This window comes from Pseudomonas sp. B6(2017) (assembly GCF_002112765.1).
GTDB classification, from domain to species: Bacteria; Pseudomonadota; Gammaproteobacteria; order Pseudomonadales; family Pseudomonadaceae; genus Aquipseudomonas; species Aquipseudomonas piscis.
The window spans coordinates 366,679-392,142 of record NZ_NEIQ01000004.1 but is presented as its reverse complement, the minus strand read 5'-3'; the positions used below and the strand labels follow the sequence as shown (position 1 = coordinate 392,142).

20 protein-coding genes and 1 pseudogene are annotated in these 25,464 nt (G+C 64.3%); 13 read left to right on the top strand and 8 right to left on the bottom strand.

The annotated features are described in order from the left end of the window. Positions 1–296 precede the first annotated feature (296 nt). A pseudogene (locus tag CAG11_RS09505) lies at positions 297–1,667 on the top strand (spinster family MFS transporter); the annotation flags it as partial. 74 nt (positions 1,668–1,741) lie between these two features. On the opposite strand, the gene rapA reads toward CAG11_RS09505, so the two are convergent. Further along, positions 1,742–4,591 carry an RNA polymerase-associated protein RapA gene (gene rapA, locus CAG11_RS09500; protein WP_053135497.1) on the bottom strand — a complete coding sequence of 950 codons (2,850 nt, stop codon included), beginning with the start codon at positions 4,589–4,591 and terminating at the stop codon, positions 1,742–1,744. Positions 4,592–4,808: 217 nt separating this feature from the next. Between rapA and CAG11_RS09495 the strand changes: the two genes are divergently transcribed. Then, positions 4,809–5,150: a hypothetical protein gene (locus CAG11_RS09495; RefSeq protein ID WP_022642750.1), complete on the top strand. Its 342-nt coding sequence runs from the start codon at positions 4,809–4,811 to the stop codon at positions 5,148–5,150. On the opposite strand, the gene CAG11_RS09490 is transcribed toward CAG11_RS09495, so the two are convergent. From CAG11_RS09490 to gcvA, 3 genes are all read right to left on the bottom strand, one after another. After that, positions 5,147–6,343: an aminotransferase class V-fold PLP-dependent enzyme gene (locus CAG11_RS09490; RefSeq protein WP_085596132.1), complete on the bottom strand. Its 1,197-nt coding sequence runs from the start codon at positions 6,341–6,343 to the stop codon at positions 5,147–5,149. The genes CAG11_RS09495 and CAG11_RS09490 overlap by 4 nt on opposite strands. A 5-nt stretch (positions 6,344–6,348) precedes the next feature. Beyond that, positions 6,349–6,819, bottom strand: a complete 471-nt coding sequence (locus tag CAG11_RS09485) for a RidA family protein (RefSeq protein WP_085596127.1) — start codon at positions 6,817–6,819, stop codon at positions 6,349–6,351. A gap of 88 nt (positions 6,820–6,907) precedes the next feature. Next, positions 6,908–7,780 (bottom strand): transcriptional regulator GcvA, encoded by an 873-nt coding sequence (gcvA, locus tag CAG11_RS09480; protein ID WP_218191772.1) that lies wholly within the window; start codon positions 7,778–7,780, stop codon positions 6,908–6,910. A gap of 175 nt (positions 7,781–7,955) precedes the next feature. Between gcvA and CAG11_RS33780 the strand changes: the two genes are divergently transcribed. Then, positions 7,956–8,099 (top strand): hypothetical protein, encoded by a 144-nt coding sequence (locus CAG11_RS33780; protein WP_162165142.1) that lies wholly within the window; start codon positions 7,956–7,958, stop codon positions 8,097–8,099. 144 nt (positions 8,100–8,243) lie between these two features. Further along, a complete protein-coding gene (ccoM, locus tag CAG11_RS34360; protein WP_007959205.1) occupies positions 8,244–8,360 on the top strand; it encodes a cytochrome c oxidase subunit CcoM in 117 nt (38 codons plus the stop codon). 150 nt (positions 8,361–8,510) lie between these two features. Here ccoM and CAG11_RS09475 read toward each other — a convergent pair whose 3' ends face one another. Continuing rightward, positions 8,511–9,986, bottom strand: coding sequence for an inorganic phosphate transporter (locus CAG11_RS09475; protein ID WP_085596125.1), 1,476 nt, complete (start codon positions 9,984–9,986; stop codon positions 8,511–8,513). Positions 9,987–10,358: 372 nt separating this feature from the next. Next, a complete protein-coding gene (locus CAG11_RS09470) occupies positions 10,359–10,559 on the bottom strand; it encodes a hypothetical protein (protein WP_022642757.1) in 201 nt (66 codons plus the stop codon). A gap of 636 nt (positions 10,560–11,195) precedes the next feature. On the opposite strand from CAG11_RS09470, the gene pcaR reads away from it, so the two are divergent. The 9 genes from pcaR to pcaC all read left to right on the top strand — a co-directional run bounded on the left by pcaR (position 11,196) and on the right by pcaC (position 20,776). Then, positions 11,196–12,038 (top strand): pca regulon transcriptional regulator PcaR, encoded by an 843-nt coding sequence (gene pcaR, locus CAG11_RS09465; RefSeq protein WP_085596124.1) that lies wholly within the window; start codon positions 11,196–11,198, stop codon positions 12,036–12,038. A 299-nt stretch (positions 12,039–12,337) separates the two neighbouring features. Further along, positions 12,338–13,684: an MFS transporter gene (locus tag CAG11_RS09460; protein WP_085596123.1), complete on the top strand. Its 1,347-nt coding sequence runs from the start codon at positions 12,338–12,340 to the stop codon at positions 13,682–13,684. A gap of 210 nt (positions 13,685–13,894) precedes the next feature. Further along, positions 13,895–14,755, top strand: coding sequence for a CoA transferase subunit A (locus CAG11_RS09455; RefSeq protein WP_085596122.1), 861 nt, complete (start codon positions 13,895–13,897; stop codon positions 14,753–14,755). Further along, the gene (locus tag CAG11_RS09450; protein ID WP_022642762.1) at positions 14,752–15,531 is read left to right on the top strand and encodes a CoA-transferase subunit beta; all 780 of its coding nucleotides are present in this window, start codon (positions 14,752–14,754) and stop codon (positions 15,529–15,531) included. The genes CAG11_RS09455 and CAG11_RS09450 overlap by 4 nt, the downstream gene beginning before the upstream one ends. Beyond that, complete coding sequence (gene pcaF / locus CAG11_RS09445) at positions 15,528–16,733, top strand: 3-oxoadipyl-CoA thiolase (RefSeq protein ID WP_177409087.1); 1,206 nt, start codon at positions 15,528–15,530, stop codon at positions 16,731–16,733. Before CAG11_RS09450 ends, pcaF begins: the two co-directional genes overlap by 4 nt. Positions 16,734–16,849: 116 nt before the next feature. Beyond that, positions 16,850–18,145 carry an MFS family transporter gene (locus CAG11_RS09440; protein ID WP_031321069.1) on the top strand — a complete coding sequence of 432 codons (1,296 nt, stop codon included), beginning with the start codon at positions 16,850–16,852 and terminating at the stop codon, positions 18,143–18,145. 45 nt (positions 18,146–18,190) lie between these two features. After that, complete coding sequence (locus CAG11_RS09435; protein WP_085596120.1) at positions 18,191–19,555, top strand: 3-carboxy-cis,cis-muconate cycloisomerase; 1,365 nt, start codon at positions 18,191–18,193, stop codon at positions 19,553–19,555. An 11-nt stretch (positions 19,556–19,566) separates the two neighbouring features. Then, on the top strand, positions 19,567–20,355 hold the full coding sequence (pcaD, locus tag CAG11_RS09430; RefSeq protein ID WP_085596119.1) for a 3-oxoadipate enol-lactonase: 789 nt from the start codon (positions 19,567–19,569) through the stop codon (positions 20,353–20,355). A 22-nt stretch (positions 20,356–20,377) separates the two neighbouring features. After that, the gene (pcaC, locus tag CAG11_RS09425) at positions 20,378–20,776 is read left to right on the top strand and encodes a 4-carboxymuconolactone decarboxylase (protein WP_022642766.1); all 399 of its coding nucleotides are present in this window, start codon (positions 20,378–20,380) and stop codon (positions 20,774–20,776) included. An 86-nt stretch (positions 20,777–20,862) separates the two neighbouring features. On the opposite strand, the gene adeC is transcribed toward pcaC, so the two are convergent. Both adeC and CAG11_RS09415 read right to left on the bottom strand, forming a co-directional pair. Continuing rightward, the gene (adeC, locus tag CAG11_RS09420; RefSeq protein ID WP_085596118.1) at positions 20,863–22,326 is read right to left on the bottom strand and encodes an AdeC/AdeK/OprM family multidrug efflux complex outer membrane factor; all 1,464 of its coding nucleotides are present in this window, start codon (positions 22,324–22,326) and stop codon (positions 20,863–20,865) included. Beyond that, a complete protein-coding gene (locus CAG11_RS09415) occupies positions 22,323–25,463 on the bottom strand; it encodes an efflux RND transporter permease subunit (protein ID WP_085596117.1) in 3,141 nt (1,046 codons plus the stop codon). The genes adeC and CAG11_RS09415 overlap by 4 nt, the downstream gene beginning before the upstream one ends. Position 25,464: the final 1 nt, after the last annotated feature.

Sequence of the window (25,464 nt, the reverse complement as noted above, 5' to 3'; positions counted from 1 at the left end):
GGTTTCGACTGGGGCAGGGGTGGCGAGGGGGGGGAGGAATGTTGGTTATTCTAGGCTTCGCATCGGCCTTGGGAAGGGGGGGCGCCAGGTATTTTTTCAGCCTCCGCCAAGCCCTTGAAAATATTGGCAAAGCCCCGGGTTACGGGGGCTGTGGGCGATGGGCGGGGCTGCTGGGTGGAGCGTTTGCCGGAGCTTGCCAGGGCGCGGCGCGATGCCCGGGTATCAGGCTGGCGAATGATCACAGACAGTTTCCCCGTGGCTGACTAGATTGCAGTTTCCAGGCGTGTGTCTGGCCCAATAACAATAAGAGAGATCGACCCATGGATAACTCGACTCAAGCGGCGAATGCCTGGCGCATTCTGTTCCTGTTGTTTTTGGCAAACCTGTTCAACTTCTTCGATCGCACCATTCCCGCGATCATCATCGAACCGATCCGCATGGAGTGGCACCTGAGCGATTTCCAGCTGGGGATCATCGGCACCGCCTTCACCATCGTCTACGCCATCGCCGGCCTGCCCCTGGGGCGGCTGGCCGATACCGGCTCGCGCAGCCAGCTGATGGGCTGGGGCCTGGCGGTCTGGAGCGGGCTCACCGCAGTCAACGGCATGGTGGGCAGTTTCTGGAGCTTCCTGCTGGTGCGCATGGGCGTTGGCATCGGTGAGGCCAGCTATGCGCCGGCGGCCAACTCGTTGATCGGCGATTTGTTCCCGGCCCACCGCCGGGCCCGGGCGATGGGCATCTTCATGCTCGGCCTGCCCCTGGGCCTGTTGCTGGCCTTCTTCACCATCGGGGCGATGGTCAAGGCATTCGACAGCTGGCGCGCGCCGTTCTTCATCGCCGCGGTACCGGGCCTGTTGCTGGCGGTGTTCATGTTCTTCATCAAGGAGCCCAAGCGCGGGGCGGCGGAAGCCAGCAAGGTGTCCCAGGAACGCATCGAGCGGCCGATCCGCCGGGTGCTGGCGATCCCGACCTTTCTCTGGCTGACCCTGGCCGGCCTGACCTTCAACTTCGCTACCTATGCCTGCAACTCATTCCTGGTGCCGATGTTGCAGCGCTACTTCCTGATGCCCTTGCAGGAAGCAGCGGTGGCCACGGGGATCATTGTCGGGGTGACCGGCCTGGTAGGCCTGACCCTGGGAGGCTGGATCGCCGACAAGATCCACCAGCGGGTGGCCAACGGCCGGTTGTTGTTCGCCGCCGGCAGCCTGCTGATTTCCACTTTGTGCACGGCCTGGGCCCTGCATGCCGGGCGGATCGAGATCGGTGTGTTCGTGGCGGTGTTCAGTATCGGCTGGTTGTTCGCCTACAACTTCTACACCTGCGTCTACACCGCGATCCAGGATGTGGTGGAGCCGCGTTTGCGGGCCACCGCCATGGCGCTGTTCTTCGCCGGCCTGTACCTGCTGGGTGGCGGCCTGGGGCCGGTGGTGGTGGGGGCGTTGTCCGACCGCTTTGCCCATGCGGCGATGGACGCCGCCGGGGCCGGGCAGATGACCGAGGCGTTCAAGGCCATCGGCCTGCACGATGCCATGTACCTGATCCCGGTGGCGCTGCTGCTGACCCTGGTGTTCCTGTTCATTGCCTCGCGCAGCTTCGTGCGCGATGCCCAGCGCATGCGCGACGGGCTGGCGCCGGGCGAGGCGGTTGGAGCGCCAGCGACGGCCTGAGGCAGGGCTGTTACGGACGACGATAAAAAAAGCCCGCATGTGCGGGCCTTTTTCGTGGTGCCGAAGCCGGGGAATCAGCCTGCTACCAGGACCCGGATCGCCTCCAGGCGCAGCGCGGCTTTTTCGAGCATGGCCAGGCCTTGCTCCCGTTGCTTGCGCAGGGCCACCAGCTCGCTGTCGCGGACGGTGGGGTTGACCGCCTGCAACGCGGTCAGGCGCGCCAGCTCTTCGTCCAGGTCGGCCGCCAGGCGCCGTTGGGCCTCGGCCACGCGCTCGGCGTGACGTGGGGCGATCTTGGCTTCGCCGGCGTTGATCTTCGGTGCCAGCTGGTCGCGCTGGGCCTGGATGAACTTGTTGGCGCTGGCCTTGGGCACGCTTTCCAGCTGGTCGTTGAGGGTCTCGAAGGCCACCCGTGGCGACAGGTCGTTGCCATTGGCGTCCAGCAGGCAGCGCAGGGCCGCCGGTGGCAGGTAGCGGCCCAGTTGCAGCGAGCGTGGAGCGACCACTTCGCTGACGTAGAGCAGTTCCAGCAGTACGGTGCCGGGCTTGAGCGCCTTGTTCTTGATCAGCGCCACGGCGGTGTTGCCCATGGAACCGGACAGCACCAGGTCCATGCCGCCCTGCACCATCGGGTGTTCCCAGGTGATGAACTGCATGTCCTCGCGGGACAGGGCCTGGCCGCGGTCGTAGGTGATGGTCACGCCTTCGTCGTCGCCCAGGGGGAAGCTGGCGTCGAGCATCTTCTCGCTGGGCTTGAGGATCAGGGCGTTGTCCGAATGGTCTTCGCTATCGATGCCGAAGGCGTCGAACAGGGTCTCCATGTAGATCGGCAGGGCGAACTGGTCGTCTTGCTCGAGGATCGCCTCCACCAGCGACTCGCCTTCGCCGGCGCCACCGGAGTTCAGTTCCAGCAGGCGGTCGCGGCCAGTATGCAGCTCGGCTTCCAGGCGCTCGCGTTCACCGCGGGCCTCGTCGATCAGGGCCTGCCACTGGCCGTCGTCGGCATTTTCCAGGAGCGGCAGCAAACGCGGGCCGAACTGGTGCTGCAGGGCGTTGCCGGTAGGGCAGGTATTGAGGAAGGCGTTCAGCGCCTCGTGGTACCACTGGAACAGGCGCTCTTGCGGGCTGGTCTCCAGGTAGGGTACGTGCAGCTCGATCACGTGCTTCTGGCCGATCCGGTCCAGGCGGCCGATCCGCTGTTCCAGCAGGTCCGGGTGCGCGGGCAGGTCGAACATCACCAGGTGATGGGCGAACTGGAAGTTGCGGCCTTCACTGCCGATTTCCGAGCAGATCAGCACCTGGGCACCGAACTCTTCGTCGGCGAAGTAGGCGGCGGCGCGGTCGCGCTCGAGGATGTTCATGCCTTCATGGAAGACCGTGGCCGGGATGCCGGAGCGCACGCGCAGGGCGTCTTCCAGGTCCATGGCGGTCTCGGCGTGGGCGCAGATCACCAGGACCTTGGTGCGCTTGAGCATCTTCAACTGGTCGATCAGCCACTCGACCCGCGGGTCGAATTTCCACCAGCGCTGGTCGTCGTCACTGGCCTCGGGCTGGGCCTGGAAGCTGACTTCCGGGTACAGCTCGGCATGCTCGCCCAGGGGCAGCTCCAGGTATTCGTCCGGGCACGGCAGCGGATAGGCGTGCAGCTTGCGCTCCGGGAAGCCCTGGACCGCGGCGCGGGTGTTACGGAACAGCACGCGGCCGGTGCCGTGGCGGTCCAGCAATTCGCGCACCAGGCGTGCGCTGGCTTCGCTGTCGCCATCGTTGACGGCGGCCAGCAGGGCTTCGCCCTCGTTGCCCAGGAAACCCTGGATGGTCTTGTGCGCTTCGGGGGACAGCCGGCCCTGGTCCAGCAGTTCCTGCACGGCTTCGGCCACCGGACGGTAGTTCTCGCTCTCGGCGCGGAAGGCCGCCAGGTCGTGGAAGCGGTTCGGGTCCAGCAGGCGCAGGCGGGCGAAGTGGCTGTCCTGGCCCAGTTGCTCGGGGGTGGCGGTCAGCAGCAGGACGCCGGGAATGGTCTCGGCCAGTTGCTCGACCAGAGTGTATTCCGGGCTGGCTTGTTCTTCGTGCCAGACCAGGTGGTGGGCTTCGTCCACCACCATCAGGTCCCAGCCGGCGGCGAACAGCGCGTCCTGGGCCTTCTCGTCGTCCACCAGCCATTCCAGGGCCACCAGGGCCAGCTGGGTGTCTTCGAACGGGTTGCTGGCATCGCTTTCGATGAAGCGTTCTTCGTCGAACAGTGCGACCTGCAGGTTGAAGCGCCGGCGCATTTCCACCAGCCACTGGTGCTGCAGGTTCTCCGGAACCAGGATCAGCACCCGGCTGGCACGACCCGACAGCAGTTGGCGATGGATCACCAGGCCGGCCTCGATGGTCTTGCCCAGGCCCACTTCGTCCGCCAGCAGTACCCGTGGCGCGATACGGTCGGCGACTTCACGGGCGATATGCAACTGGTGGGCGATGGGTTGGGCACGCACGCCGCCCAGGCCCCAGAGTGGCGATTGCAGCTGGCGGCTGGTGTGTTCCAGGGTGTGGTAGCGCAGCGAGAACCAGGCCAGCGGGTCGATCTGCCCGGCGAACAGGCGGTCACTGGCCAGGCGGAACTGGATGAAGTTCGACAGCTGGGTCTCAGGCAGGGTGACGGGCTGGTTCTGTGCGTCGAGACCGTGATAGACCAGCAGGCCGTCGACGTCCTCGACTTCCTGCACGGTCATCTTCCAGCCTTCGAAGTGGGTGATGCTGTCACCCGGGGAAAACCTCACGCGGGTGAGGGGCGCATTCCGTAGCGCATACTGGCGAGTGTCGCCAGTGGCCGGGTAGAGCACGGTCAGCAAGCGGCCGTCCTGTGCCAGAACGGTGCCTAGACCTAGCTCCGCTTCGCTGTCACTGATCCAGCGTTGCCCCGGTTGATACTGCTGCGCCATGCTGCCTGACTCCCGCTTTGAAAAAGCCGACTATCTTAACGGAACCTGCTTGCAGTCCAAAGGATTCTGATGAAAACCCCTGGATAAAAAGTAGCGTAAGCGCTGCGTTCGTCGGGGTAGCGGGCACTATCGGCTGACGACTGGGTCACAGTTTTGCGACCGATGGCTCAAGTCGCCCATGCCGCAGCCGACAGCCTGCTGACAGGAGACCTATAACATGCTGCCACCGATGCTCCCCTTGAGTGCCGTGCCCGTCACTTCACAGCAGGATCCGATCCGCCAGCGGCCGGATATCCCACCCGTGGTGCCGGTGCAGGAGAGCTCCAATGAAAGCACCATCGACCTGCAAAAGCGCGATGCCGAGCAGTCGGCCTTGCTGCTGCGCGAGGAACAGCAGCGCCAGCAGGAACGGCAGCGGCGCCAGCGCGAGGAACAGGACGATCCCGAGCAGCACCTGGCGGTGCCCGGGGACGAGTTGAATGCCGACAACACGGTGCCGGTGGCACCGCTGATCGAGGACGCCCCGCGCCAGGGCCTCTGGGTGGACGTACAGGTCTAGCCCGCCGGCCCCCCTTGGGCCAGCTCTTCGAGCGCCCGCAGCAGGCGCTGGATTTCCCCTTCGGTATTGAGATGGCTCACCGCGATCCGCGCGATGCTGGCCAGGCCCCGGGCCTGCATGTCCAGCGGGGTGTAGGCCACGCCATTGGCGCCGATGTTGATGCCCTGGCGTGCCAGTCGCGCCTTGAGGGCAAGACTGTCCCAGCCCTTGAGCGTGAAGGCGATCAGCCCGGATTGCCGCCCAGGCGTGCCCAGGTCCTGGCGTTGCAGGCCGGGTATGCGGTCCATGGCTGTGCGCAGCAGCCCGCTGAGGCTTGCGATGCGCTGCTCGATGGCCTGGATGCCGATCTCCTCGAGTTCTTGCAGCGCATTGGCCAGTCCGGCCAGCAAGACCTGCGACACCTCACTGGTTTCGAAGCGTCGGGCATCACCGCGCAGGCTGAAGCCCTGGCCGTTCCAGGGCGCCGACAGCACATCCCGTTGCTGGGGCTGCAACCGTTCGAGAAAACCAGGCCTCACATAGAGCAGTGCCGTACCCCGCGGGCCGCGCAGGTACTTGCGTCCGGCGGCCTTGAGCACGTCGCAGCCCAGGGCCTGGACATCACAGGGCAGTTGGCCCAGGGCCTGGCCGGCATCGATGAAATAGGGAACATGCCACTGGCGCGCCAGGTGGCCGATGGCGGCTGCGGGGTTGATCAGGCCGCCGTTGGCCGGGAGCCAGGTCAAGGCGATCAGGCGGACCCGTACATCGAGCATCGATTCCAGGGCCGGGACTGACACCGCGCCATGGCTGTCGCAGGGAATGACTTCCAGTTGCGCCCCCGCTGCGATCGCTGGCGCCATGCAGGCCAGGTTGCCACCCCATTCGTGGCGGCCCACCAGGATCCGGTCGCCGCTGCGCCAGCGGGGCAGGGCGTTGAAGGCCAGGCTCCAGGCGGCCGAGCCGCTGCTGGCGAAGGCGATCGCCTCGGCCGAGGTGTTGAGCAAGCGGGCCGCGAGGCAGCGGGCCCGCTCCGGCCAGTCTGTCGTCGTGGCGGCCTCCATCGGCCCTTGCCGGGCCTCGTGCTGCAACTGCTGGTACATGGCGTCCAGGGTGCCCTGGCTGGGCAGCGAGGCGCCGGCATGGTTGAAGTGGCAGACCCGTGCGCAACCCGGCGTGGCTTGGCGTAGCCGGGTGTGCTGGGCCGGGCCCAACAGGGTCACGGTTGCAGCTCGAAGATCCCGTCCACTTCCACGGCGACCCCGGCGGGCAGGCTGGCCACACCCACGGCGGTACGGGCATGCCGGCCCTTGTCGCCGAGGGCATTGACCAGCAAGTTCGAGGCACCGTTGGCTACGCCGCTGTGGCCCTGGAAGTCGCCGCTGGCGGCGATGAACACGCCGAGCCGGCTGATGCTACGCAAGCGCGACAGGTCGTCATCCAGTGCCGCACTCAGCTGGGCCAGCAGGCCGAGGGCGGCCAGTTCGGCCGCCTGGGCGCCTTGTTCCGGCGACAGGCTCTCACCGAGCCGGCCGAGCAGGGTGGGCTGGCCCTGGAGCAGGGGAATCTGGCCGGAGATGAACAGCAGGTTCTGGCTGCGTACGTGATTGACATAGTTGGCGGCCGGCTGGCTGGGCTCCGGTAGTTCCAGGCCCAGTTGCTGCACGTGATGCTTCAAAGAGTGGTTCATGGCGGGTCCTCGGATGAAAGACCAGCAGCATCGGCTTTCGCTCCGGGGGCGACAAACGGATAGATCTAATCCGATGTATCCAAATGGCTCATGGATGTTCGGCCTGTTCTTGCAACCACTGGGCGAAGCAGTGCGCGGCCGGGCTTGCTCCGTTTTGGGCAGTGACCAGCCAGTAGCCGATCTGGCTGTCCAGGGGCGGCAGGTCGAAGGCTTGCACCAGGCTGCCTTGGTCCAGGTGACGCTGGATCAAGCGGCGCCGGCCCATGGCCAGGCCTTGGCCGGCCACCGCCGCCTCCACCACGATGTTGTAGTCGTGCAGCATCACGGGCGGGTGCGGGCTGAGGTCGAAACCATGGCTGACGCTCCAGTCGTGCCACTCGAAGGGCTGCTGGGAGTGCGCCATCAGCCGTGGGGCCCGGTCCAGGGTCGTGGCCTTGAGTTCGGGGCTGCAGACCGGGGCTAGCTGTTCGGTCAGCAGGCGTGTGGCGCGGACCCCAGGCCACACGCCCTTGCCGTAGCGAATGGCCAGGTCGACCTCGGCCCCGGCGACATCCGCCAGTTCGATGCAGGCTTGCAGCTCCAGCTGGATCTGCGGGTAGCGTCGGTTGAAGTCGGCCAGGCGCGGTGCCAGCCACAAGGTGGCGAAGGAGGCCAGCAGGCCGACGCGCAGCACCTTGGGTTCAGGTGCGGCCTGCAATGCCTGGGTGGCCTGGGCGATCTGCTCCAGGGCCGGGTGGATCTGCCGGTGGTAAGCCGCGCCGGCGGGGGTCAGGTCGATGGCCCGGGTACGGCGGATGAACAGCGGCTGGCCCAGGTGTTCTTCGAGCTTGTGCACCTGGTGGCTGATGGCGCTCTGGCTGACGCACAGCTCCCGGGCGGCCTTGCTGAAACTCAGGTGCCGGGCCACGGCCTCGAAGGCGCGCAGGGCCAGCAGCGGCGGCAGGTGCTTGGGCATTTCCACGGTGGCTTTCCTGGGACGGTTCAAGGGGCCATTGTGCGGATAAAAAACTCCCGAGGCAGAGATTTTATTGCGCCGACACAGGTCAGATGACTGGTCAGGGGCCGCGTCACGCCGCATTATTGCCCCTATTCGCCATTGATCTTTCGTGATGCACGCCATGAATCAAGAACCCAAGTTGATCGACCTGAACGCCGAGCGCGCCAAGCGCGTGCATGACCTCAACGAAAAACGCCTGAATGAAGTGCGCCAGGCATTCGAGCAAGCGATGCCGCTGGGCAAGCCGAAGAAAAAACCAAAAAACAAACCGAAAAAGCGCTGAACAGGGCGTTTTCCGTTGATGTAGGTCAGTTATTCCCCCTTCCTCTCTCCCCGTCCTTGGCGTCATTGACGCCGGTCAATTTTCCCCTGCGCCTCTTTGGTTAACTTAGCTCCATCGCAACGAGGCACGAGCAGGAGGCTGGTCATGTTTTTCGACAATGTGGTGTTCGCCGGAGTGCTGACAGTCGGCCTCATGGTGCTGTTCTTCGCAGGTTTTGGATTCTTCATCTGGAAAGACGCGAACAAGCGTAAAAAACCTTAAGTCTCTCCAGAGCAACGAGCACGCAAGGCATTTTGGGCAACTTCGGTTGCCCTTTTTTTTGCCTGCAGGAAAGGGCCGGGCATCGAATGCCGGGCATAAAAAAAGGTGCGTCCCCAGGGGCGCACCTTTTTTCTGGCCGGGATTTGTTCGTCAGCTACCCAGGACCTTCGAGGCGGCCCAGAACAGGCCGGCCGACAGGGCCACGGTGGCTGGCAGGGTCAGGACCCAGGCCATCAGGATGGTCTTCACCGTGCCGCTTTGCAGGCCGCTCTTGTTGGCGACCATGGTCCCGGCCACGCCGGAGGAGAGCACGTGGGTGGTGGACACCGGCAGACTGAACACGTTGGCCAGGCCGATCAGGCCGGCAGCGGTGATCTGCGCCGACATGCCCTGGGCGTAGGTCATGCCTTGCTTGCCGATCTTCTCGCCGATGGTCTGTACTACGCGTTTCCAGCCGATCATGGTGCCCAGGCCCAAGGCCAGGGCCACGGCCAGGATCACCCAGAACGGCGCGTACTCGGTGGTGGCGGTCAGGTCCTTGCGCAGCTTGTCCAGGTCGGCTTTTTCACGGGCGGCCAGGCCAGGCAGCTTGCCGACCTTCTTGGCCGTGTCGTCCAGGCACAAGAGGTAGCGACGGACTTCGATGCGGTCTTCCGGAGACAGCGAATGGTAGTCGGAAACGCCCTTGAGGCTGCTCAGCAAGGCGCTGATGGTCGGTTCGGTCTGCTGCGGGTTACAGCGGAACTTGCCAGGGAGATCGTCCTTCACGCTTTTGCCCAGGGCCAGGAATTCGCCCAGGGACTCGTGGTTGCGCTGGTAGAACTGGTTCAGGTGCAGGGTGGCGTCGCGGGTACGCTCGATCTGGTAGGTGGTGCTGTTGAGGTCCAGCACGAACTGCGCGGGCACGATGCCGATCAGCACCAGCATGATCAGGCCGATGCCTTTCTGGCCATCATTGGAGCCGTGGACGAAGCTCACGGCCATGGCCGAGATCACCAGCACCAGGCGGTTCCAGAATGGCGGATGCTTCTTGTCGTCGACCTTGCGGCGCTGTTCCGGGGTCTTGTGCATCTTCGAGATCGGCCGCCACCACTTCAGGCCGATCAATACCAGCGCTGCAATAATGAAGCCGGCCATGGGCGAAAACACCAGGGACGCACCGATATCGATGGCTTTCTGCCAGTTCACGCCATCGCCCAGGGGGATGTCGTTGAGCAGGGCATTGGCCAGGCCGACACCGAGGATCGAACCGATCAGGGTGTGGGAACTGGAGGCAGGAATGCCGAAGTACCAGGTACCCAGGTTCCAGGCGATGGCAGCGGCCAGCAAGGAGAAGACCATGGCCAGGCCGTGGCCGGTATTGACATTGATCAGCAGCTCGACCGGCAGCAGATGGACGATGGCATAGGCTACGCCGACACCGCCGAGGAGCACGCCGAGGAAATTGAATACACCGGAAAAGAATACGGCCAGGTGCGGCGGCATGGCTTTGGTGTAGATAACAGTGGCAACCGCATTTGCGGTGTCATGAAAGCCGTTGATGAACTCGTAGGCGAGGACAAAAGCCAGGGCGAGCAAGAGGCTCACAAGCACCCAAGCATCCAGTCCGCTGAATAAATCGATCATGAAGGTTTTCTGACCCGGTCATAAGGGGGCGCGATTATGCCAGAAAACCCTGCTAATCAACGCACAAGCTGCTCGCCGGTAACATTCTTCAACGAAAAAACTGACCCGGAGCAGAGTTTTCTCCGATTCCTCCCAGGAACGGCAACCCATTGATTTTATTGGGCCATAACCTGTCGGCTGGTGGCCGGGGGTGGTTTCAATGGGGTTAAAACGCTTGTATGAAATTTCACTCTGAGGGCCTGCCGGGTAGCGTTCCTCGGCTCTATGGCGCGAGGTACCGAGGCTCGGGATGATGAGCATCGATAGTCTGCCTGCCGCCGAGATCATCGTGCAGGCAAGGAAGCAAGCCCAAGAAAACTCAAGTCGCCCGCATCATGGCTGGTCGGCCCTGAGTTCCTTTTCCATTTTCTGCAGTTCCTGGGTGAACGCCTGGTCGCGAATGCTGGCACGTTTGCGCCAAGGTTTGCGTTCAGGTTCGGGCTGGGCGGCATACAGAGTCACTTCGCCACCGTAAACATCCTTGTAACGTTGCTCCTGGCGCTCAAGTTCCGCGCGCAGTTCGTCTTTCGTCACAGTGTTACCTAATTGTGTAAGGTCCATTCCGATGTAACGCATGGCAGGGGCGAGCCTACGGGAAAGCAGACTCCACAGCACTCGGGCGTGGGAGTCGCAATCCTTGCAAACGAGCCTTTAATTGCACGCGGCTACGTCACCGGATGAAAACGCCTGTCGTAGCAACAGCGTCGTCTATTGCAAACGGATTGGCCAAATAGTGTTTGGGGTCAAGCGCTTGCGGCAGGTGCTTGGTTATCGCAGTCAATCACCTGAATGAGGTGGAAGGGTGCTGAGCCCTTTTTCCTCATTCGTGCATTATAGCTTCGGTAGAGATTAGCTGTATGTCTGTGAAGTTTAAAATTGCCAACTTCATTGTGAGGCTTTTGTTACGCGAAAGTTTTAATCATCCCCATGCTTTGGGAGTTTCCCAGGCTCTTTACCGGGACCTGATGGATGAATGAAGCAATGAGCACGGTGATTTTACAGGATGATTGTTACCTTCAATGAATCAATGAACTGCGGATAATCGCTCCGAACCGGTTGATTGCACTGGCCAATGAGCGGTTCGATAATCGCCCGGTATTGCCGTTGCCTGTTGTAGCGCTCGGTTGATACAGCCGTAATGCCGCAGAACCACGCCGCTGGGAGCCTGGAATGAACGATCAGATGCGCAACTCCTTTACTTCGATGGCACCGCCGATCGTGGCCTCGGCGGCGAAGAGGATCCAGGCGTTCACCGGCGATCCGGACTTCATGACCTCCCTGGCCCGGGGCCTGGCGGTGATCCAGGCGTTCCAGGAACGCAAGCGGCACCTGACCATCGCCCAGATCAGCCACCGTACGGAGATCCCTCGGGCGGCGGTGCGTCGCTGCCTGCACACCCTGATCAAGCTCGGCTATGCCACCACCGACGGACGCACTTATTCACTGCTGCCCAAGGTGCTGACCCTGGGTCATGCCTACCTGTCCTCGACACCCCTGGCCGTTTGCGCACAACCCTACCTGGACCGCATGAGCGAGCAGCTGCACGAGGCCTGCAACATGGCGACCCTGGAGGGTGACGACATCCTCTACATCGCCCGTTCGGCCACCACCCAACGGCTGATTTCCGTCGATCTTTCGGTGGGCGGCCGATTGCCGGCCTACTGCACGTCCATGGGACGGATCCTGCTGGCTGCGCTGGATGACTCCTCGCTGCACGAATACCTCGAGCATGCCGACCTGCAAGCCAAGACCAGCCGCACCCTGCATACCCCGCAGGCATTGCTGGAGTGCCTGCAGCAGGTGCGCCAGCAGGGTTGGTGCATCGTCGACCAGGAGCTGGAGCAGGGGCTGCGTTCGATCGCGGTGCCGGTGTACGACGCGTCAGGCCAGGTACTGGCGGCCTTGAACGTCAGTACCCATGCCGGCCGGGTCAGCCACGCCGAGCTGGAGCAGCGTTTTCTTCCCGGCCTGCTGGGCGTCAGCCGCGAACTCAGCGCCCAGCTGTTCACTTAAGCTGTTCGATAAACGCCCAGATCCGCTCCCGGCGAATTGACGTTGTTTCCCCAGGCTGCTTAATGTCGTGCCAGTGTCTTCGGCTGGGCACATCCACAGCCCGCATTTCCTGTGCGATTCACCCAGTTGCGCCATCCAATAATAAAGAAGAGGCCAGCCCCATGAGCATGTTCACAATGCGCCCTTGCCCCCATCACTGCCGCGTCGCTTTGCCTGCCAGCTGATTTGCCCTTGCCGTCATGATCCGGCCTGCCCAGGCGGAATGTTGCGCACCGGTGGCCTTGCATGGATGAACAGCCATGAACCAACCGCAATCCGCAGTAGGGAACTGCCTCGACGTGCAGTCCTTCATCAATGCCCAACCGCTGTCGTCCTACCAGTGGCGGGTGGTGATCCTGTGTTTCTTGATCGTTTTCCTCGACGGCCTGGATACGGCGGCCATGGGGTTCATCGCTCCGGCGCTGTCCCAGGACTGGGGCATCGACCGCGCCAGCCTTGGCCCGGTGATGAGCGCTGCGCTGATCGGCATGGTTTTCGGCGCCCTGGGTTCCGGGCCGCTGGCCGACCGCTTTGGGCGCAAGACGGTGTTGGTGGGCGCGGTGGCGCTGTTTGGCGCCTTCAGCCTGGCGTCGGCCTATAGCGCCAGCGTCCAGCAGTTGTTGGTCTTGCGATTCCTCACCGGCCTGGGGCTCGGTGCGGGCATGCCCAATGCCACTACGCTGCTTGCCGAATACACCCCCGAGCGCCACAAATCGCTGCTGGTGACCAGCATGTTCTGCGGTTTCAACCTGGGCATGGCCGCAGGCGGGTTCATCTCCGCCAAGCTGATCCCGGCCTTCGGCTGGCATAGCCTGTTGCTGGTAGGGGGCGTCTTGCCGCTGCTCCTGGTCCTGGTGCTCCTGGCCTGGCTGCCGGAGTCGGCACGGTACCTGGTGGTGCGCGGTGCTGGCACCGACAAGGTGCGCAAGGCCCTGGTACCCATAGCCCCGGCCCTGGTACGCGAGGCTGGCAGCTTCAGCGTGCCGGAGCAGAAGACGGTGCGGGCGCGCAACGTGCTCGCGGTGATCTTCAGCGGCACCTGTCGCCTTGGCACCCTGTTGTTATGGCTGACCTATTTCATGGGGCTGGTGATCGTCTACCTGTTGACCAGCTGGTTGCCGACGCTGATGCGCGACAGCGGGGCGAGCCTGGAACAGGCAGCCTTCATCGGTGCTCTGTTCCAGTTTGGCGGAGTGCTCAGCGCGGTGCTGGTGGGCTGGGCGATGGACCGCTTCGACCCGCACAAGGTGATCGGCATCTGCTATCTGCTGGCCGGAGCATTCGCCTACGCCGTTGGCCAGAGCCTGGGCAACATGGTGTTGTTGGCCAGCCTGGTGCTGGTCGCCGGCATGTGCGTCAACGGTGCGCAATCGGCGATGCCGTCCCTCGCCGCTCGCTTCTATCCGACCCAGGGCCGGGCCACCGGTGTCTCGTGGATGCTCGGTGTCGGTCGCTTCGGCGCGATTCTCGGTGCCTGGATGGGCGCGACCTTGCTGGGTATGGGCTGGAGTTTCGCGCAGGTGCTCAGCGCCCTGGTGATTCCTGCGGTATTGGCCACCACAGCGGTGCTGATCAAGGGCCGGGTCAGCCACGCCGATGCCACTTGAACCCGGGGCCTTGGCCCGCCTGCCGGCGAGCAGTCGATGGTTGCGAGCGCTGCGGGGCAATAGGTAGCTTCGCAACAATGTGTTCGATAATCGAACGTTTAGTCGATTATCGGATTGTTTCGTGGTTTTGCCCCGGCTTAACCTTCAGTCACTGCGGCGCCACCTGAGCGCCTTTCTCCAGTCGCTGGATACCCACCGGGAGCCCCCTCCATGGCTGCAATCCTCTCGCTGCACGAGGCCGTGAAGCAGTTGATCAACGACGGCGACACCGTCGCGCTCGAAGGTTTCACCCACCTGATCCCCACGGCCGCGGGCCATGAAATCATCCGCCAGGGCAAGCAGGACCTGACCCTGGTGCGGATGACCCCGGACCTGATCTACGACCAGCTGATCGGTGCCGGCTGCGCCCGCAAGCTGATTTTCTCCTGGGGCGGCAACCCGGGCGTGGGCTCCCTGCATCGCCTGCGCGACGCCGTGGAAAAACAATGGCCGCGGCCGCTGGAGATCGAAGAGCACAGCCATGCCGACCTGGCCAATGCCTATGTCGCCGGGGCCTCGGGTTTGCCGTTCGCCGTGCTGCGGGCCTACGCCGGCTCCGACTTGCCCAAGGTGAACCCGCTGATCAAGAGCGTGACCTGCCCCTTCACCGGTGAAGTGCTGGCGGCGGTGCCTTCGGTGCGCCCGGATGTCACGGTGATCCATGCGCAGAAAGCCGACCGCAAGGGCAACGTCCTGCTGTGGGGCATCCTCGGCGTGCAGAAGGAGGCGGCGCTGGCCGCCAAGCGTTGCATCGTCACCGTCGAGGAGATCGTCGATGACCTCGATGCGCCGATGAATGCCTGTGTGCTGCCGACCTGGGCCTTGAGCGCGGTGTGCCATGTGCCTGGCGGTGCCCATCCGTCCTACGCCCACGGGTATTCCGAGCGCGACAACCGTTTCTACCAGGCCTGGGATCCCATCGCCCGCGATCGCCAGAGCTTCACCGCATGGGTCGACCAGTACATTCGCGGCACTGCCGATTTCAGTGAATTCCAGGCCAAGCTGGCCGCAGCCCGGGAGGCCCGGCAATGACTTACTCCACCAATGAAATGATGACCGTGGCCGCGGCGCGGCGCCTGCGCAACGGTTCGGTCTGCTTCGTCGGCATCGGCCTGCCGTCCAAGGCCGCCAACCTGGCGCGTCTCACTTCGTCGCCAGACGTAGTGCTGATCTACGAATCCGGCCCGATCGGTGCCAAGCCCAGCGTCCTGCCGCTATCCATCGGCGACGGTGAACTGGCGGAAACCGCCGATACCGTGGTCCCCACCGGGGAAATCTTCCGCTATTGGCTGCAAGGTGGGCGGATCGACGTGGGTTTCCTGGGGGCGGCCCAGGTCGACCGCTTCGGCAATATCAACACCACGGTGGTCGGCGATTATCACCAGCCCAAGGTGCGCCTGCCGGGAGCTGGCGGTGCGCCGGAGATCGCCGGCTCGGCCAAGAGCGTGCTGATCATCCTCAAGCAGTCCGCCCGGTCCTTCGTCGACAAGCTGGACTTCGTCACCTCGGTCGGCCATGGCGAAGGCGGCGATTCGCGCCAGCGCCTGGGGCTGCCGGGCGCCGGTCCGGTGGGGATCATCACCGACCTGTGCATCATGGAACCTGAGGCAGGCAGCCATGAGTTCGTCGTCACTTCCCTGCATCCGGGAGTGACCCGCGAGCAGGTGGTGGAGGCCACGGGCTGGGCCGTCCGTTTCGCCGAGCAGGTGGCCCAGACCAGCGCGCCCACCGCGCTGGAACTGACGGCGCTGCGCGAATTGGAGGCTCGCACCGCCGCCGCCCATGGCCAGACCCCGGGAGAAGCCTGATGCGCGACGTATTCATCTGCGATGCCATTCGCACCCCCATCGGCCGCTTTGGCGGCGGCTTGTCCGGCGTGCGGGCCGATGACCTGGCGGCCCTGCCGATCAAGGCGCTGATGGAGCGCAACCAGCAAGTGGACTGGAGCGCCCTGGACGAAGTGTTCCTCGGCTGTGCCAACCAGGCCGGCGAAGACAACCGCAACGTGGCACGCATGGCGTTGTTGCTCGCCGGCCTGCCGGACAGCGTGCCGGGCGTGACCCTCAACCGTCTTTGCGCTTCGGGCATGGAAGCTGTGGGTACGGCGTTTCGTGCCATCGCCAGTGGCGAGATGGAGCTGGCTATCGCCGGCGGCGTGGAGTCCATGTCCCGTGCGCCTTTCGTGATGGGCAAGGCCCAGAGTGCCTTTTCCCGCAGCATGCAGCTGGAGGACACCACCATCGGCTGGCGTTTCATCAACCCGTTGATGGAGGCCCGGTACGGGGTGGATGCCATGCCCCAGACCGCCGACAACGTCGCGGATGAGCGGCAGATCTTGCGGGCCGACCAGGACGCCTTCGCCCTGCGCAGCCAGCGCAAGGCCGCGGCGGCCCAGGCGGCGGGGTTTTTTGCCGAAGAAATAGTGCCGGTGCGCATCACTCACAAGAAGGGAGAAACCCTCATCGAGGATGATGAGCACCTGCGTCCGCAGACCACCCTGGAGGCCTTGAACAAACTCAAGCCGGTGAATGGGCCGGACAAGAGCGTCACCGCTGGCAATGCCTCGGGGGTCAACGACGGCGCCGCCGCGCTGATCCTGGCCTCGGCCGATGCGGTGAGGCAGCACGGCCTGACGCCAAGGGCCCGGGTCCTGGGCATGGCCAGCGCCGGGGTGGCGCCACGGGTCATGGGCATTGGCCCGGTGCCGGCAGTGCGCAAGCTTACCCAGCGCCTGGGCCTGGCGGTGGGTGACTTCGATGTGATCGAGCTCAACGAGGCGTTCGCCAGCCAGGCCCTGGCGGTGCTGCGTGAACTGGGGTTGGCGGATGACGCGCCCCAGGTCAATCCCAACGGTGGCGCCATCGCCCTGGGCCATCCGCTGGGCATGAGCGGGGCCAGGCTGGTGCTGACCGCCTTGCACCAATTGGAGCGGACCGGCGGCAAGAAAGGCCTGGCCACCCTGTGCGTGGGGGTCGGGCAGGGCCTGGCCCTGGCCATCGAACGGGTCTGACGCCGATTGCCCGCAGCTGTCGATACGACTGCGGGGCCACCTTGTCATGGGGACTGTGGAACGGGAGTGTTGCCAAGTATGTCTAGACTGACACTGTCCCCCATGAGTGAAAAGACATGACTACAACTACAAGTCACTACACCGGAGAGGAACGCAGCAAAAGGATCTTTGCCATTGTCGGTGCTTCGTCCGGCAACCTGGTGGAATGGTTCGACTTCTATGTCTACGCCTTCTGCGCCATTTATTTCGCCCCGGCGTTCTTTCCCTCGGACGACCCCACGGTGCAGTTGCTCAACACCGCTGGGGTGTTCGCCGCCGGATTCCTGATGCGCCCGATCGGCGGCTGGTTGTTCGGCCGGGTCGCCGACCGCCACGGGCGCAAGAACTCGATGATGATCTCGGTGCTGATGATGTGCGCCGGCTCCCTGGTCATCGCCTTCCTGCCGACCTATGCCAGCATCGGTGCCTGGGCGCCGTTCCTGCTGCTGATGGCGCGGCTGTTCCAGGGGTTGTCGGTGGGCGGCGAGTACGGCACCACCGCCACCTACATGAGCGAGGTGGCGCTCAAGGGCCAGCGTGGTTTCTTCGCTTCATTCCAGTATGTGACCCTGATCGGCGGGCAACTGCTGGCGGTGCTGGTGCTGGTGATCATCCAGCAGTTCCTCGACGAGGCCGAGCTCAAGGCCTGGGGCTGGCGCATTCCGTTCGTGATCGGCGCCATCGCGGCCTTGATCTCGTTGCTGCTGCGCCGTTCGCTGAAGGAAACCAGCAGCCGGCAAACCCGCGAGGACAAGAACGCCGGCAGTGTCGCCGCGCTGTTCAAGCACCATTCGGCGGCCTTCATCACGGTGCTGGGCTACACGGCCGGTGGTTCGCTGATCTTCTACACCTTCACCACCTACATGCAGAAATACCTGGTGAACACCGCCGGCATGCACGCCAAGACCGCCAGCTATGTCATGACTGGCGCCTTGTTCCTGTACATGTGCATGCAACCGCTGTTCGGCATGCTCGCCGACCGCATCGGCCGGCGTAACTCGATGCTCTGGTTCGGCGCGCTGGGGACGTTGTTCACGGTGCCACTCCTGCTGGCCCTGAAGACCGTCAGCAGCCCGCTCCTGGCGTTCGTGCTGATTACCCTGGCGCTGGCCATCGTCAGTTTCTACACCTCCATCAGCGGCCTGGTGAAGGCTGAGATGTTTCCGCCCGAGGTCCGGGCGCTGGGCGTGGGGCTGGCCTATGCGGTGGCCAATGCGATCTTCGGCGGTTCGGCGGAATGGGTGGCCCTGAACTTCAAGAACATGGGCATGGAAAACACTTTCTACTGGTACGTTACGGTGATGATGGCCATCGCCTTCCTGTTCAGCCTGCGATTGCCCAGGCAGGCCGCCTACCTGCACCACGATCTTTGAACCACGAGCCTGCGTCCGGGTGGGCGCAGGCTGCCAAGGACCCTTATGACCCTAGCTGCGAGCAACCAGCTGTTCGATGCCTATTTCACCGCCCGGCCAATGCGCAGGGTGTTCTGCGACCAGGGGCGGATCCAGGCCATGCTCGATTTCGAAGCCGCCCTGGCCCGGGCCGAGGCCCGGGTGGGGTTGATCCCGGCCAGCGCCGTCGCGCCGATCGAGGCCGCCTGCCAGGCCGAGCTGTATGACTTGCACGCCCTGGGCGAGGCCATAGTCACGGCGGGCAACCCGGCCATCCCGCTGGTCAAGGCCCTGGGCCGGCAGGTGGCCGCAGACGCCTGCGAAGCCGAGCGCCATGTGCACCTGGGCGCCACCAGCCAGGATGTGATGGACACTGGCCTGGTGCTGCAACTGCGCAGCGCCCTGGATCTGCTTGAACACGACCTTGAGCGCCTGGGCCAGTGCCTGGTGGCCCAGGCCGAGCGATACGCCGACCTGCCCCTGGCGGGCCGGACCTGGCTGCAACATGCCACTCCAGTCACGCTGGGCATGAAGATCGCCGGTTGGCTGGGAGCGGTGACCCGCAGCCGCGAACGCTTGCAGCAACTCAAGCCGCGCTTGCTGGTGCTGCAATTCGGCGGTGCCTCCGGGACCCTGGCGGCCTTGGGCGAGCAAGCGCTACCGGTGGCTCGGGCCCTGGCCGAGGAACTGCGCCTGGGCCTGCCGGAGCAACCCTGGCACACCCAGCGTGATCGCCTGGTGGAGTTCGCCTCGACCCTCGGCCTGTTGGCCGGCAGCCTGGGCAAGCTGGGCCGGGATATCAGCCTGCTGATGCAGACCGAGGCGGCGGAGGTGTTCGAGCCGGCGGCGGCGGGCAAGGGCGGCTCCTCGACCATGCCGCACAAGCACAATCCGGTGGGCTCGGCGGTGCTGATCAGCGCCGCGACCCGGGTTCCGGGGTTGCTGGCGACACTGTTTTGCGCCATGCCCCAGGAGCACGAGCGCAGCCTGGGGCTGTGGCATGCCGAATGGGAAACCCTGCCGGAGATCTGCTGCCTGGTATCCGGTGCCCTGCACCAGGCCCTGTCACTGGCCGAGGGCCTGGAGGTGGACCGCCAGCGCATGGCGCACAACCTCCAGTTGACCCAGGGGCTGGTTCTGGCCGAGGCGGTGAGCATGGCCCTGGCCCAGCGCCTGGGGCGCGAGACCGCGCACCATTTGCTGGAACAATGCTGCAAGCGCGCGGTGGCCGAGCAACGCCACCTGCGCGGGGTATTGGGCGAGGATCCCCAGGTCAGTGCCGAGCTGTCGGCGCTGGAGCTGGATCGCCTGCTGGATCCGGCGCATTACCTGGGCCAGGCCAAGACCTGGGTCGAGCGCGCCGTGGCTGAACATTTTGCCTTGAAGGCCTGAAGGAGATTGCCGTGGGATTCGTGAAACTCGCCGGGGGCGAACTGCATTATCAACTGGAGGGACCGGAGCAGGCGCCGGTGCTGGTGTTGTCCAACTCTTTGGGTACCAACCTGCACATGTGGGACAGGCAGATGCCGCTCTTCACCGAGCATTTTCGGGTCCTGCGCATGGATACCCGTGGCCATGGCCGGTCCCTGGTCACCGCGGGGCCCTACAGCATCGAGCAACTGGGGCGCGATGTACTGGCGTTGCTCGATGCCCTGGATATCCCGCGTGCGCATTTTTGCGGCCTGTCCATGGGCGGGTTGATCGGCCAGTGGCTGGGGATTCATGCCGGCGAGCGCCTGGGCAAGCTGGTGGTGTGCAACACCGCGGCCAAGATCGGCGACCCTTCGGTGTGGAACCCGCGGATCGAGACGGTGCTGCGTGACGGCCAGGCCGCCATGGTGGCGCTACGGGATGCGTCCATCGCCCGCTGGTTCACCCCGGACTACGCCGAGGCCCATCCGGACCAGGCCAAGCTGATCACCGACATGCTCGCCGCCACTTCGCCCGAGGGCTACGCGGCCAACTGCGCCGCGGTGCGCGATGCCGACCTGCGCGAGCACCTGGCGGCGATCAAGGTGCCGACCCTGGTGATCGCCGGCAGCGACGATGCCGTAACCCCACCGGCTGGCGGGCACTTCATCCAGCAGCGGGTGCAGGGCGCCGAGTACGCCGAGTTGCGCGCCGCGCATCTGTCCAACGTCCAGGCCGGGGATGCCTTCAGCACCCGGGTCCTGGACTTCCTGCTGACCTGAACGGTCGCCCAAGGAGCCATTCGTGGATGAAAAACAACGTTATGCCGAAGGCCTGCAGGTGCGTCGCGCGGTGCTGGGCGAGGCCCATGTCGAGCGCAGCCTGGCAGCCCTGAACGAGTTCAACTCGGAGTTCCAGGACATGATCACTCGCCATGCCTGGGGGGATATCTGGACCCGTCCGGGACTGCCCCGGCATACCCGCAGCCTGGTCACCATCGCCATGCTGATCGGCATGAACCGCAACGAGGAACTCAAGCTGCATCTGCGGGCGGCCGCCAACAACGGCGTGAGTCGGGGCGAGATCAAGGAGGTGATCATGCAAAGCGCGATCTACTGCGGGATCCCGGCGGCCAACGCCACCTTCCACCTGGCCGAGTCGGTGTGGGATGAACTGGGAGTGGAGTCGCGCCAGGCGCCGTAGGCGAGGGCGGGGCGGTCGACCTTGGCCGTGGACTACAAATGAAAAACCCACCGTGAGGTGGGTTTTTCATGCAGCCGGTTCAGGCTTCAGAACAGATGCAGCTCAGGGGCTTTCTTTTCCGCCGTTTGCTCGTTCTTCGCGCTCTGCTCGTTCCAGCCACCGCCGAGGGCCTTGTACAGGTTGACCTCGCTGGTCAGCTGCGCCAGGCGGTCGGTGATCAGCGCTTGTTGGGCGCTGAACAGCGAGCGCTGGGCGTCGAGGAAGGTCAGGTTGCTGTCGACCCCGATGCGGTAGCGGCGCTCGGCCAGACGGTAGTAGTCCTGGTTGGCGCTGACGAAATCACGCTGGGCCTGCAACTGCTGGTTGTAGGTCTGGCGTGCGGCCAAGCCATCGGAGACTTCCTGGAAGGCGGTCTGGATGGACTTCTCGTACTGGGCGACGCTGATGTCCTTCTGGATCTTGGAGTAGTCCAGGCTGGCGCGCAGGCTGCCGGCGTTGAAGATCGGCAGGCTGATCTGCGGCTGGAACAACCAGGTACCCGAGCCACCCTTGAACAGGCCGGAGAGATCCGGGCTCAGGCTGCCGGCGTTGGCCGTCAGGCTGATGCGCGGGAAGAACGCCGCGCGAGCCGCGCCGATATTGGCGTTGGCCGCCTTGAGCTTGTACTCGGCCTCGAGGATATCCGGACGCCGTTGCAGCAGCTCCGACGGTAGCCCGGCCGGCAACTCGCTCAGCAGGTCGGCCGACAGTGGCTGGGCCGCCGGCAGGTTGGCCGGGATCGCGGTGCCGAGCAGCAGGGTCAGGCTGTTTTCATCCTGGGCTACCTGGCGGGTGTAGCGCGCCAGTTGCACCCGGGCGTTTTCCACGGAGGTACGCGACTGGCTCAGGTCCAGGGCCGAGGCGACCCCGACCTCGTTGCTGCGCGAAGTCAGGCGGTAGCTTTCCTCGTAGGTCGCCAGGGTTTCCTGGGTCAGCTTCAGCAGCTCCTTGTCGGCCTGCCAGGTGATGTAGGCATTGGCGACGCTGGCCACCAGGCTGATCTGGGTGCTGCGCCGGGCTTCTTCAGTGGAGAAGTAGTTCTGCAGCGCTTGCTCGCTCAGGCTGCGTACGCGACCGAACAGGTCCAGCTCGTAGGCACTGATGCCCACGGTAGCCGAGTGCTGGCCGGAGATCCGGTCATCGCCGGTCCCGGATACCCGGGCCGGCAGGCGCTGGCGCTGGCCGCTGACGTTGGCGGAAATAGCGGGGAACAGGTCCGCCCGCTGGATCTGGTACTGCGCGGCATAGGCGTCGATGTTCAGCGCCGCGACCTTCAGGTCGCGGTTGTTTTCCAGGGCGACCTGGACCAGCTGCTGCAGGGCCGGATCATGGAAAAACTGCCGCCAGCCTTGTTCGGCGGCCGCCACGTTGGCGGCCTCCTTTGGCGAATAGGCCGGGCCTTGGGGGAATTGCGCCGCCACCGGCGCGTCCGGGCGCTGATAATCCGGTATCAGCGAGCAACCACTTAGCGCGATGGCGGTGATTGCCAGGGAGAGTAGCGACTTGCTCATTGGCCAGCCTCATTAGAATTTGCTGTGGTTTCTGATTGGTCCGCTTTCCTGCGGCCCATGGACGACACGACGACGAAGAACAGCGGGACCCAGAAGATCGCCAGGATCGTCGCGGTAAGCATACCGCCAATCACGCCGGTACCGATTGCATGCTGGCTACCCGCCCCAGCGCCGCTGGAAGTGGCCAGAGGCACGACCCCGAGGACGAAGGCCAAAGAAGTCATGATGATCGGCCGCAGACGCATGCGGCAGGCTTCGACCGCGGCGTCGATCAGGGAGCGGCCCTGTTCGTGCAGTTCCTTGGCGAACTCGACGATCAGGATGGCGTTCTTCGCCGCGAGGCCGATGGTCACCAGCAGACCTACCTGGAAGTACACGTCGTTGGACAGGCCGCGCAGGCTGGTAGCCATCAGCGCGCCGATGATCCCCAGTGGCACCACCAGCATGACCGCGATCGGAATCGACCAGCTTTCATACAGGGCTGCCAGGCACAGGAACACCATCAGCAGGGACAGGGCGTATAGCGCTGGCGCCTGGGAACCCGACAGGCGTTCCTCGTAGGACAGGCCGGTCCAGGAAATACCGACACCTGGTGGCAGCTTGGCGGCAATGGCTTCGACCTCGGCCATGGCTTCACCGGTGGTGTAGCCGGGGGCCGGAGAACCGAGGATCTCCATGGCCTCCACGCCGTTGTAGCGAGCCAGCTTCGGCGAACCGTAGATCCATTCGCCCTTGGCGAAGGACGAGAACGGCACCATGGTTCCGGCACTGTTGCGCACGTACCACTTCTTCAGGTCCTCGGGGCTCATGCGAGCACCGGGTTGGCCCTGGACGTACACCTTCTTCACCCGACCACGGTCGATGAAGTCGTTGACGTAGCTACTACCCAAGGCGATCGACAAGGTGCTGTTGATATCGCTCAGGGTCACGCCCAGGGCGCTGGCCCGCTCGTCGTCGATGGTCAGCTGGTACTGCGGTTCATCGTTCAGGCCGTTCGGACGGACCTGGGCCAGCACCTTGCTCTGGGCTGCCATGCCGAGGAACTGGTTGCGTGCCGCCATCAGTTTCTCGTGGCCGATGCCGGCGCGGTCCTGGAGGAACACGTCGAAACCGGTAGCGTTACCCAGCTCCAGTACCGCCGGAGGAGCGAAGGCGAACACCATCGCGTCACGGAAGCTGAAGAAGTGCATCTGCGCACGCTGGGCCAGGTTGAACACGCTGTTTTGCGCAGAGCGTTCGCCCCATGGCTTGAGCATGATGAAGGCCATGCCCGAACTCTGGCCACGACCGGCGAAGTTGAAGCCGTTCACGGTGAACACCGAGGCGACGGTGTCCTTTTCCTTGTCCAGCAGGTAGGAGCGCATTTCGTCGACCACCACCTGGGTCCGCTCGGCACTGGAGCCGGCTGGCGTCTGGACCTGGGCGAACAGTACGCCCTGGTCTTCTTCCGGCAGGAACGCGGTCGGGATACGGGTGAACAGCCACATCATGCCCACCACGATCAGCAGGTAGGCCAGAAGGTACGGCGCCTTGTGCCGCAGGATGCTGGCGACGCCGCGCTCGTAGCGCTTCACGCTGTAGTCGAAGCTGCGGTTGAACCAGCCGAAGAAGCCACGCTTCTCGCCATGGCCTTCAGGTATGGCCTTGAGCATGGTGGCGCACAGGGCCGGGGTGAAGATCAGGGCAACCAGTACCGACAGGGCCATGGCCGAAACCACGGTGATCGAGAACTGCTTGTAGATCACGCCGGTGGAGCCGCTGAAGAACGCCATCGGCAGCAGTACCGCAGACAGCACCAGGGCGATACCCACCAGGGCGCCCTGGATCTGGCCCATGGATTTCTTGGTCGCTTCCTTGGGCGACAGTCCTTCCTCCTGCATCACCCGCTCGACGTTCTCCACCACGACGATGGCGTCGTCCACCAGCAAGCCGATGGCCAGCACCATGCCGAACATGGTCAGGGTGTTGATGCTGAAACCGGCCGCCGCGAGGATGCCGAAGGTGCCCAGCAATACCACCGGTACCGTCATGGTGGTGATCACCGTGGCACGGAAGTTCTGCAGGAACAGGAACATCACCAGGAACACCAGCACGATGGCTTCCACCAGCGTGTGCACCACGCTCTTGATGGATTCGGTCACCACTGGGGTGGTGTCGTACGGGAATACCACCTTCATGCCTGGCGGGAAGAAGGGCTCCAGGTCGCTGATGGTCTTGCGCAGCGCCTTGGCGGTATCCAGGGCGTTGGCGCCGTTGGCCAGTTTCACCGCCAGGCCGGAAGCCGGGTTGCCGTTGAACTGGGCGCTGATGGCGTAGTTCTCACCGCCAAGCGCCACGTCCGCGACATCGCCCAGGCGTACTTGCGAACCATCCTTGTTGACCTTCAGCAGGATCGCCTTGAACTGCTCTGCAGTCTGCAGGCGGGTCTTGCCGATGATGGTGGCGTTCAGCTGTTGGCCAGGCATGGCCGGCAGGCCGCCGAGCTGGCCGGAGGACACCTGGACGTTCTGCGCGGCGACCGCGGTCTTCACGTCCACCGGGGTCAGGTTGTAGTTGTTCAGCTTGGCCGGGTCGAGCCAGATCCGCATGGCGTACTGGGCACCGAACACCTGGAAGTCACCGACGCCCGGGGTCCGGGAGATCGGGTCCTGCATGTTCGACACGATGTAGTTCGACAGGTCGTCCTTGGACATGCTGCCGTCCTCGGAAACCACGCCGATCACCAAGAGGAAGTTCTTCACCGCCTTGGTCACGCGGATACCCTGTTGCTGTACTTCTTGCGGCAGCAGCGGGGTGGCCAGGTTGAGCTTGTTCTGCACCTGGACCTGCGCGGTATCGGAGTTGGTGCCTTGCTCGAAGGTCGCGGTGATGGTCATGCTGCCGTCGGAGTTACTTTCCGAGGACACATAACGCAGGTTGTCGATGCCGTTGAGTTGTTGCTCGATCACCTGGACCACGGTGTCCTGCACGGTCTGCGCCGAGGCGCCCGGATAGGTCACGGAGATCGCGATCGAGGGCGGCGCGATGCTCGGGTACTGGTTGATCGGCAATTTGAGGATCGCTAGTGCCCCGACCAACATGATCACCAGGGCGATAACCCAGGCGAAGATCGGACGGTCGATAAAGAATTTCGACATG

What these genes read in the sequence shown, in the direction of transcription:
- CAG11_RS09435 (WP_085596120.1), top strand. Translation starts at nt 18,191, where the DNA reads ATGACCCTAGCTGCGAGCAACCAGCTGTTCGATGCCTATTTCACCGCC.
- adeC (WP_085596118.1), bottom strand. Translation starts at nt 22,326, where the DNA reads ATGAGCAAGTCGCTACTCTCCCTGGCAATCACCGCCATCGCGCTAAGT.
- CAG11_RS09495 (WP_022642750.1), top strand. Translation starts at nt 4,809, where the DNA reads ATGCTGCCACCGATGCTCCCCTTGAGTGCCGTGCCCGTCACTTCACAG.
- CAG11_RS09450 (WP_022642762.1), top strand. Translation starts at nt 14,752, where the DNA reads ATGACTTACTCCACCAATGAAATGATGACCGTGGCCGCGGCGCGGCGC.
- CAG11_RS09440 (WP_031321069.1), top strand. Translation starts at nt 16,850, where the DNA reads ATGACTACAACTACAAGTCACTACACCGGAGAGGAACGCAGCAAAAGG.
- rapA (WP_053135497.1), bottom strand. Translation starts at nt 4,591, where the DNA reads ATGGCGCAGCAGTATCAACCGGGGCAACGCTGGATCAGTGACAGCGAA.
- CAG11_RS09475 (WP_085596125.1), bottom strand. Translation starts at nt 9,986, where the DNA reads ATGATCGATTTATTCAGCGGACTGGATGCTTGGGTGCTTGTGAGCCTC.
- ccoM (WP_007959205.1), top strand. Translation starts at nt 8,244, where the DNA reads ATGTTTTTCGACAATGTGGTGTTCGCCGGAGTGCTGACAGTCGGCCTC.
- CAG11_RS09485 (WP_085596127.1), bottom strand. Translation starts at nt 6,819, where the DNA reads ATGAACCACTCTTTGAAGCATCACGTGCAGCAACTGGGCCTGGAACTA.
- pcaR (WP_085596124.1), top strand. Translation starts at nt 11,196, where the DNA reads ATGAACGATCAGATGCGCAACTCCTTTACTTCGATGGCACCGCCGATC.
- CAG11_RS09460 (WP_085596123.1), top strand. Translation starts at nt 12,338, where the DNA reads ATGAACCAACCGCAATCCGCAGTAGGGAACTGCCTCGACGTGCAGTCC.
- CAG11_RS09415 (WP_085596117.1), bottom strand. Translation starts at nt 25,463, where the DNA reads ATGTCGAAATTCTTTATCGACCGTCCGATCTTCGCCTGGGTTATCGCC.
- CAG11_RS09455 (WP_085596122.1), top strand. Translation starts at nt 13,895, where the DNA reads ATGGCTGCAATCCTCTCGCTGCACGAGGCCGTGAAGCAGTTGATCAAC.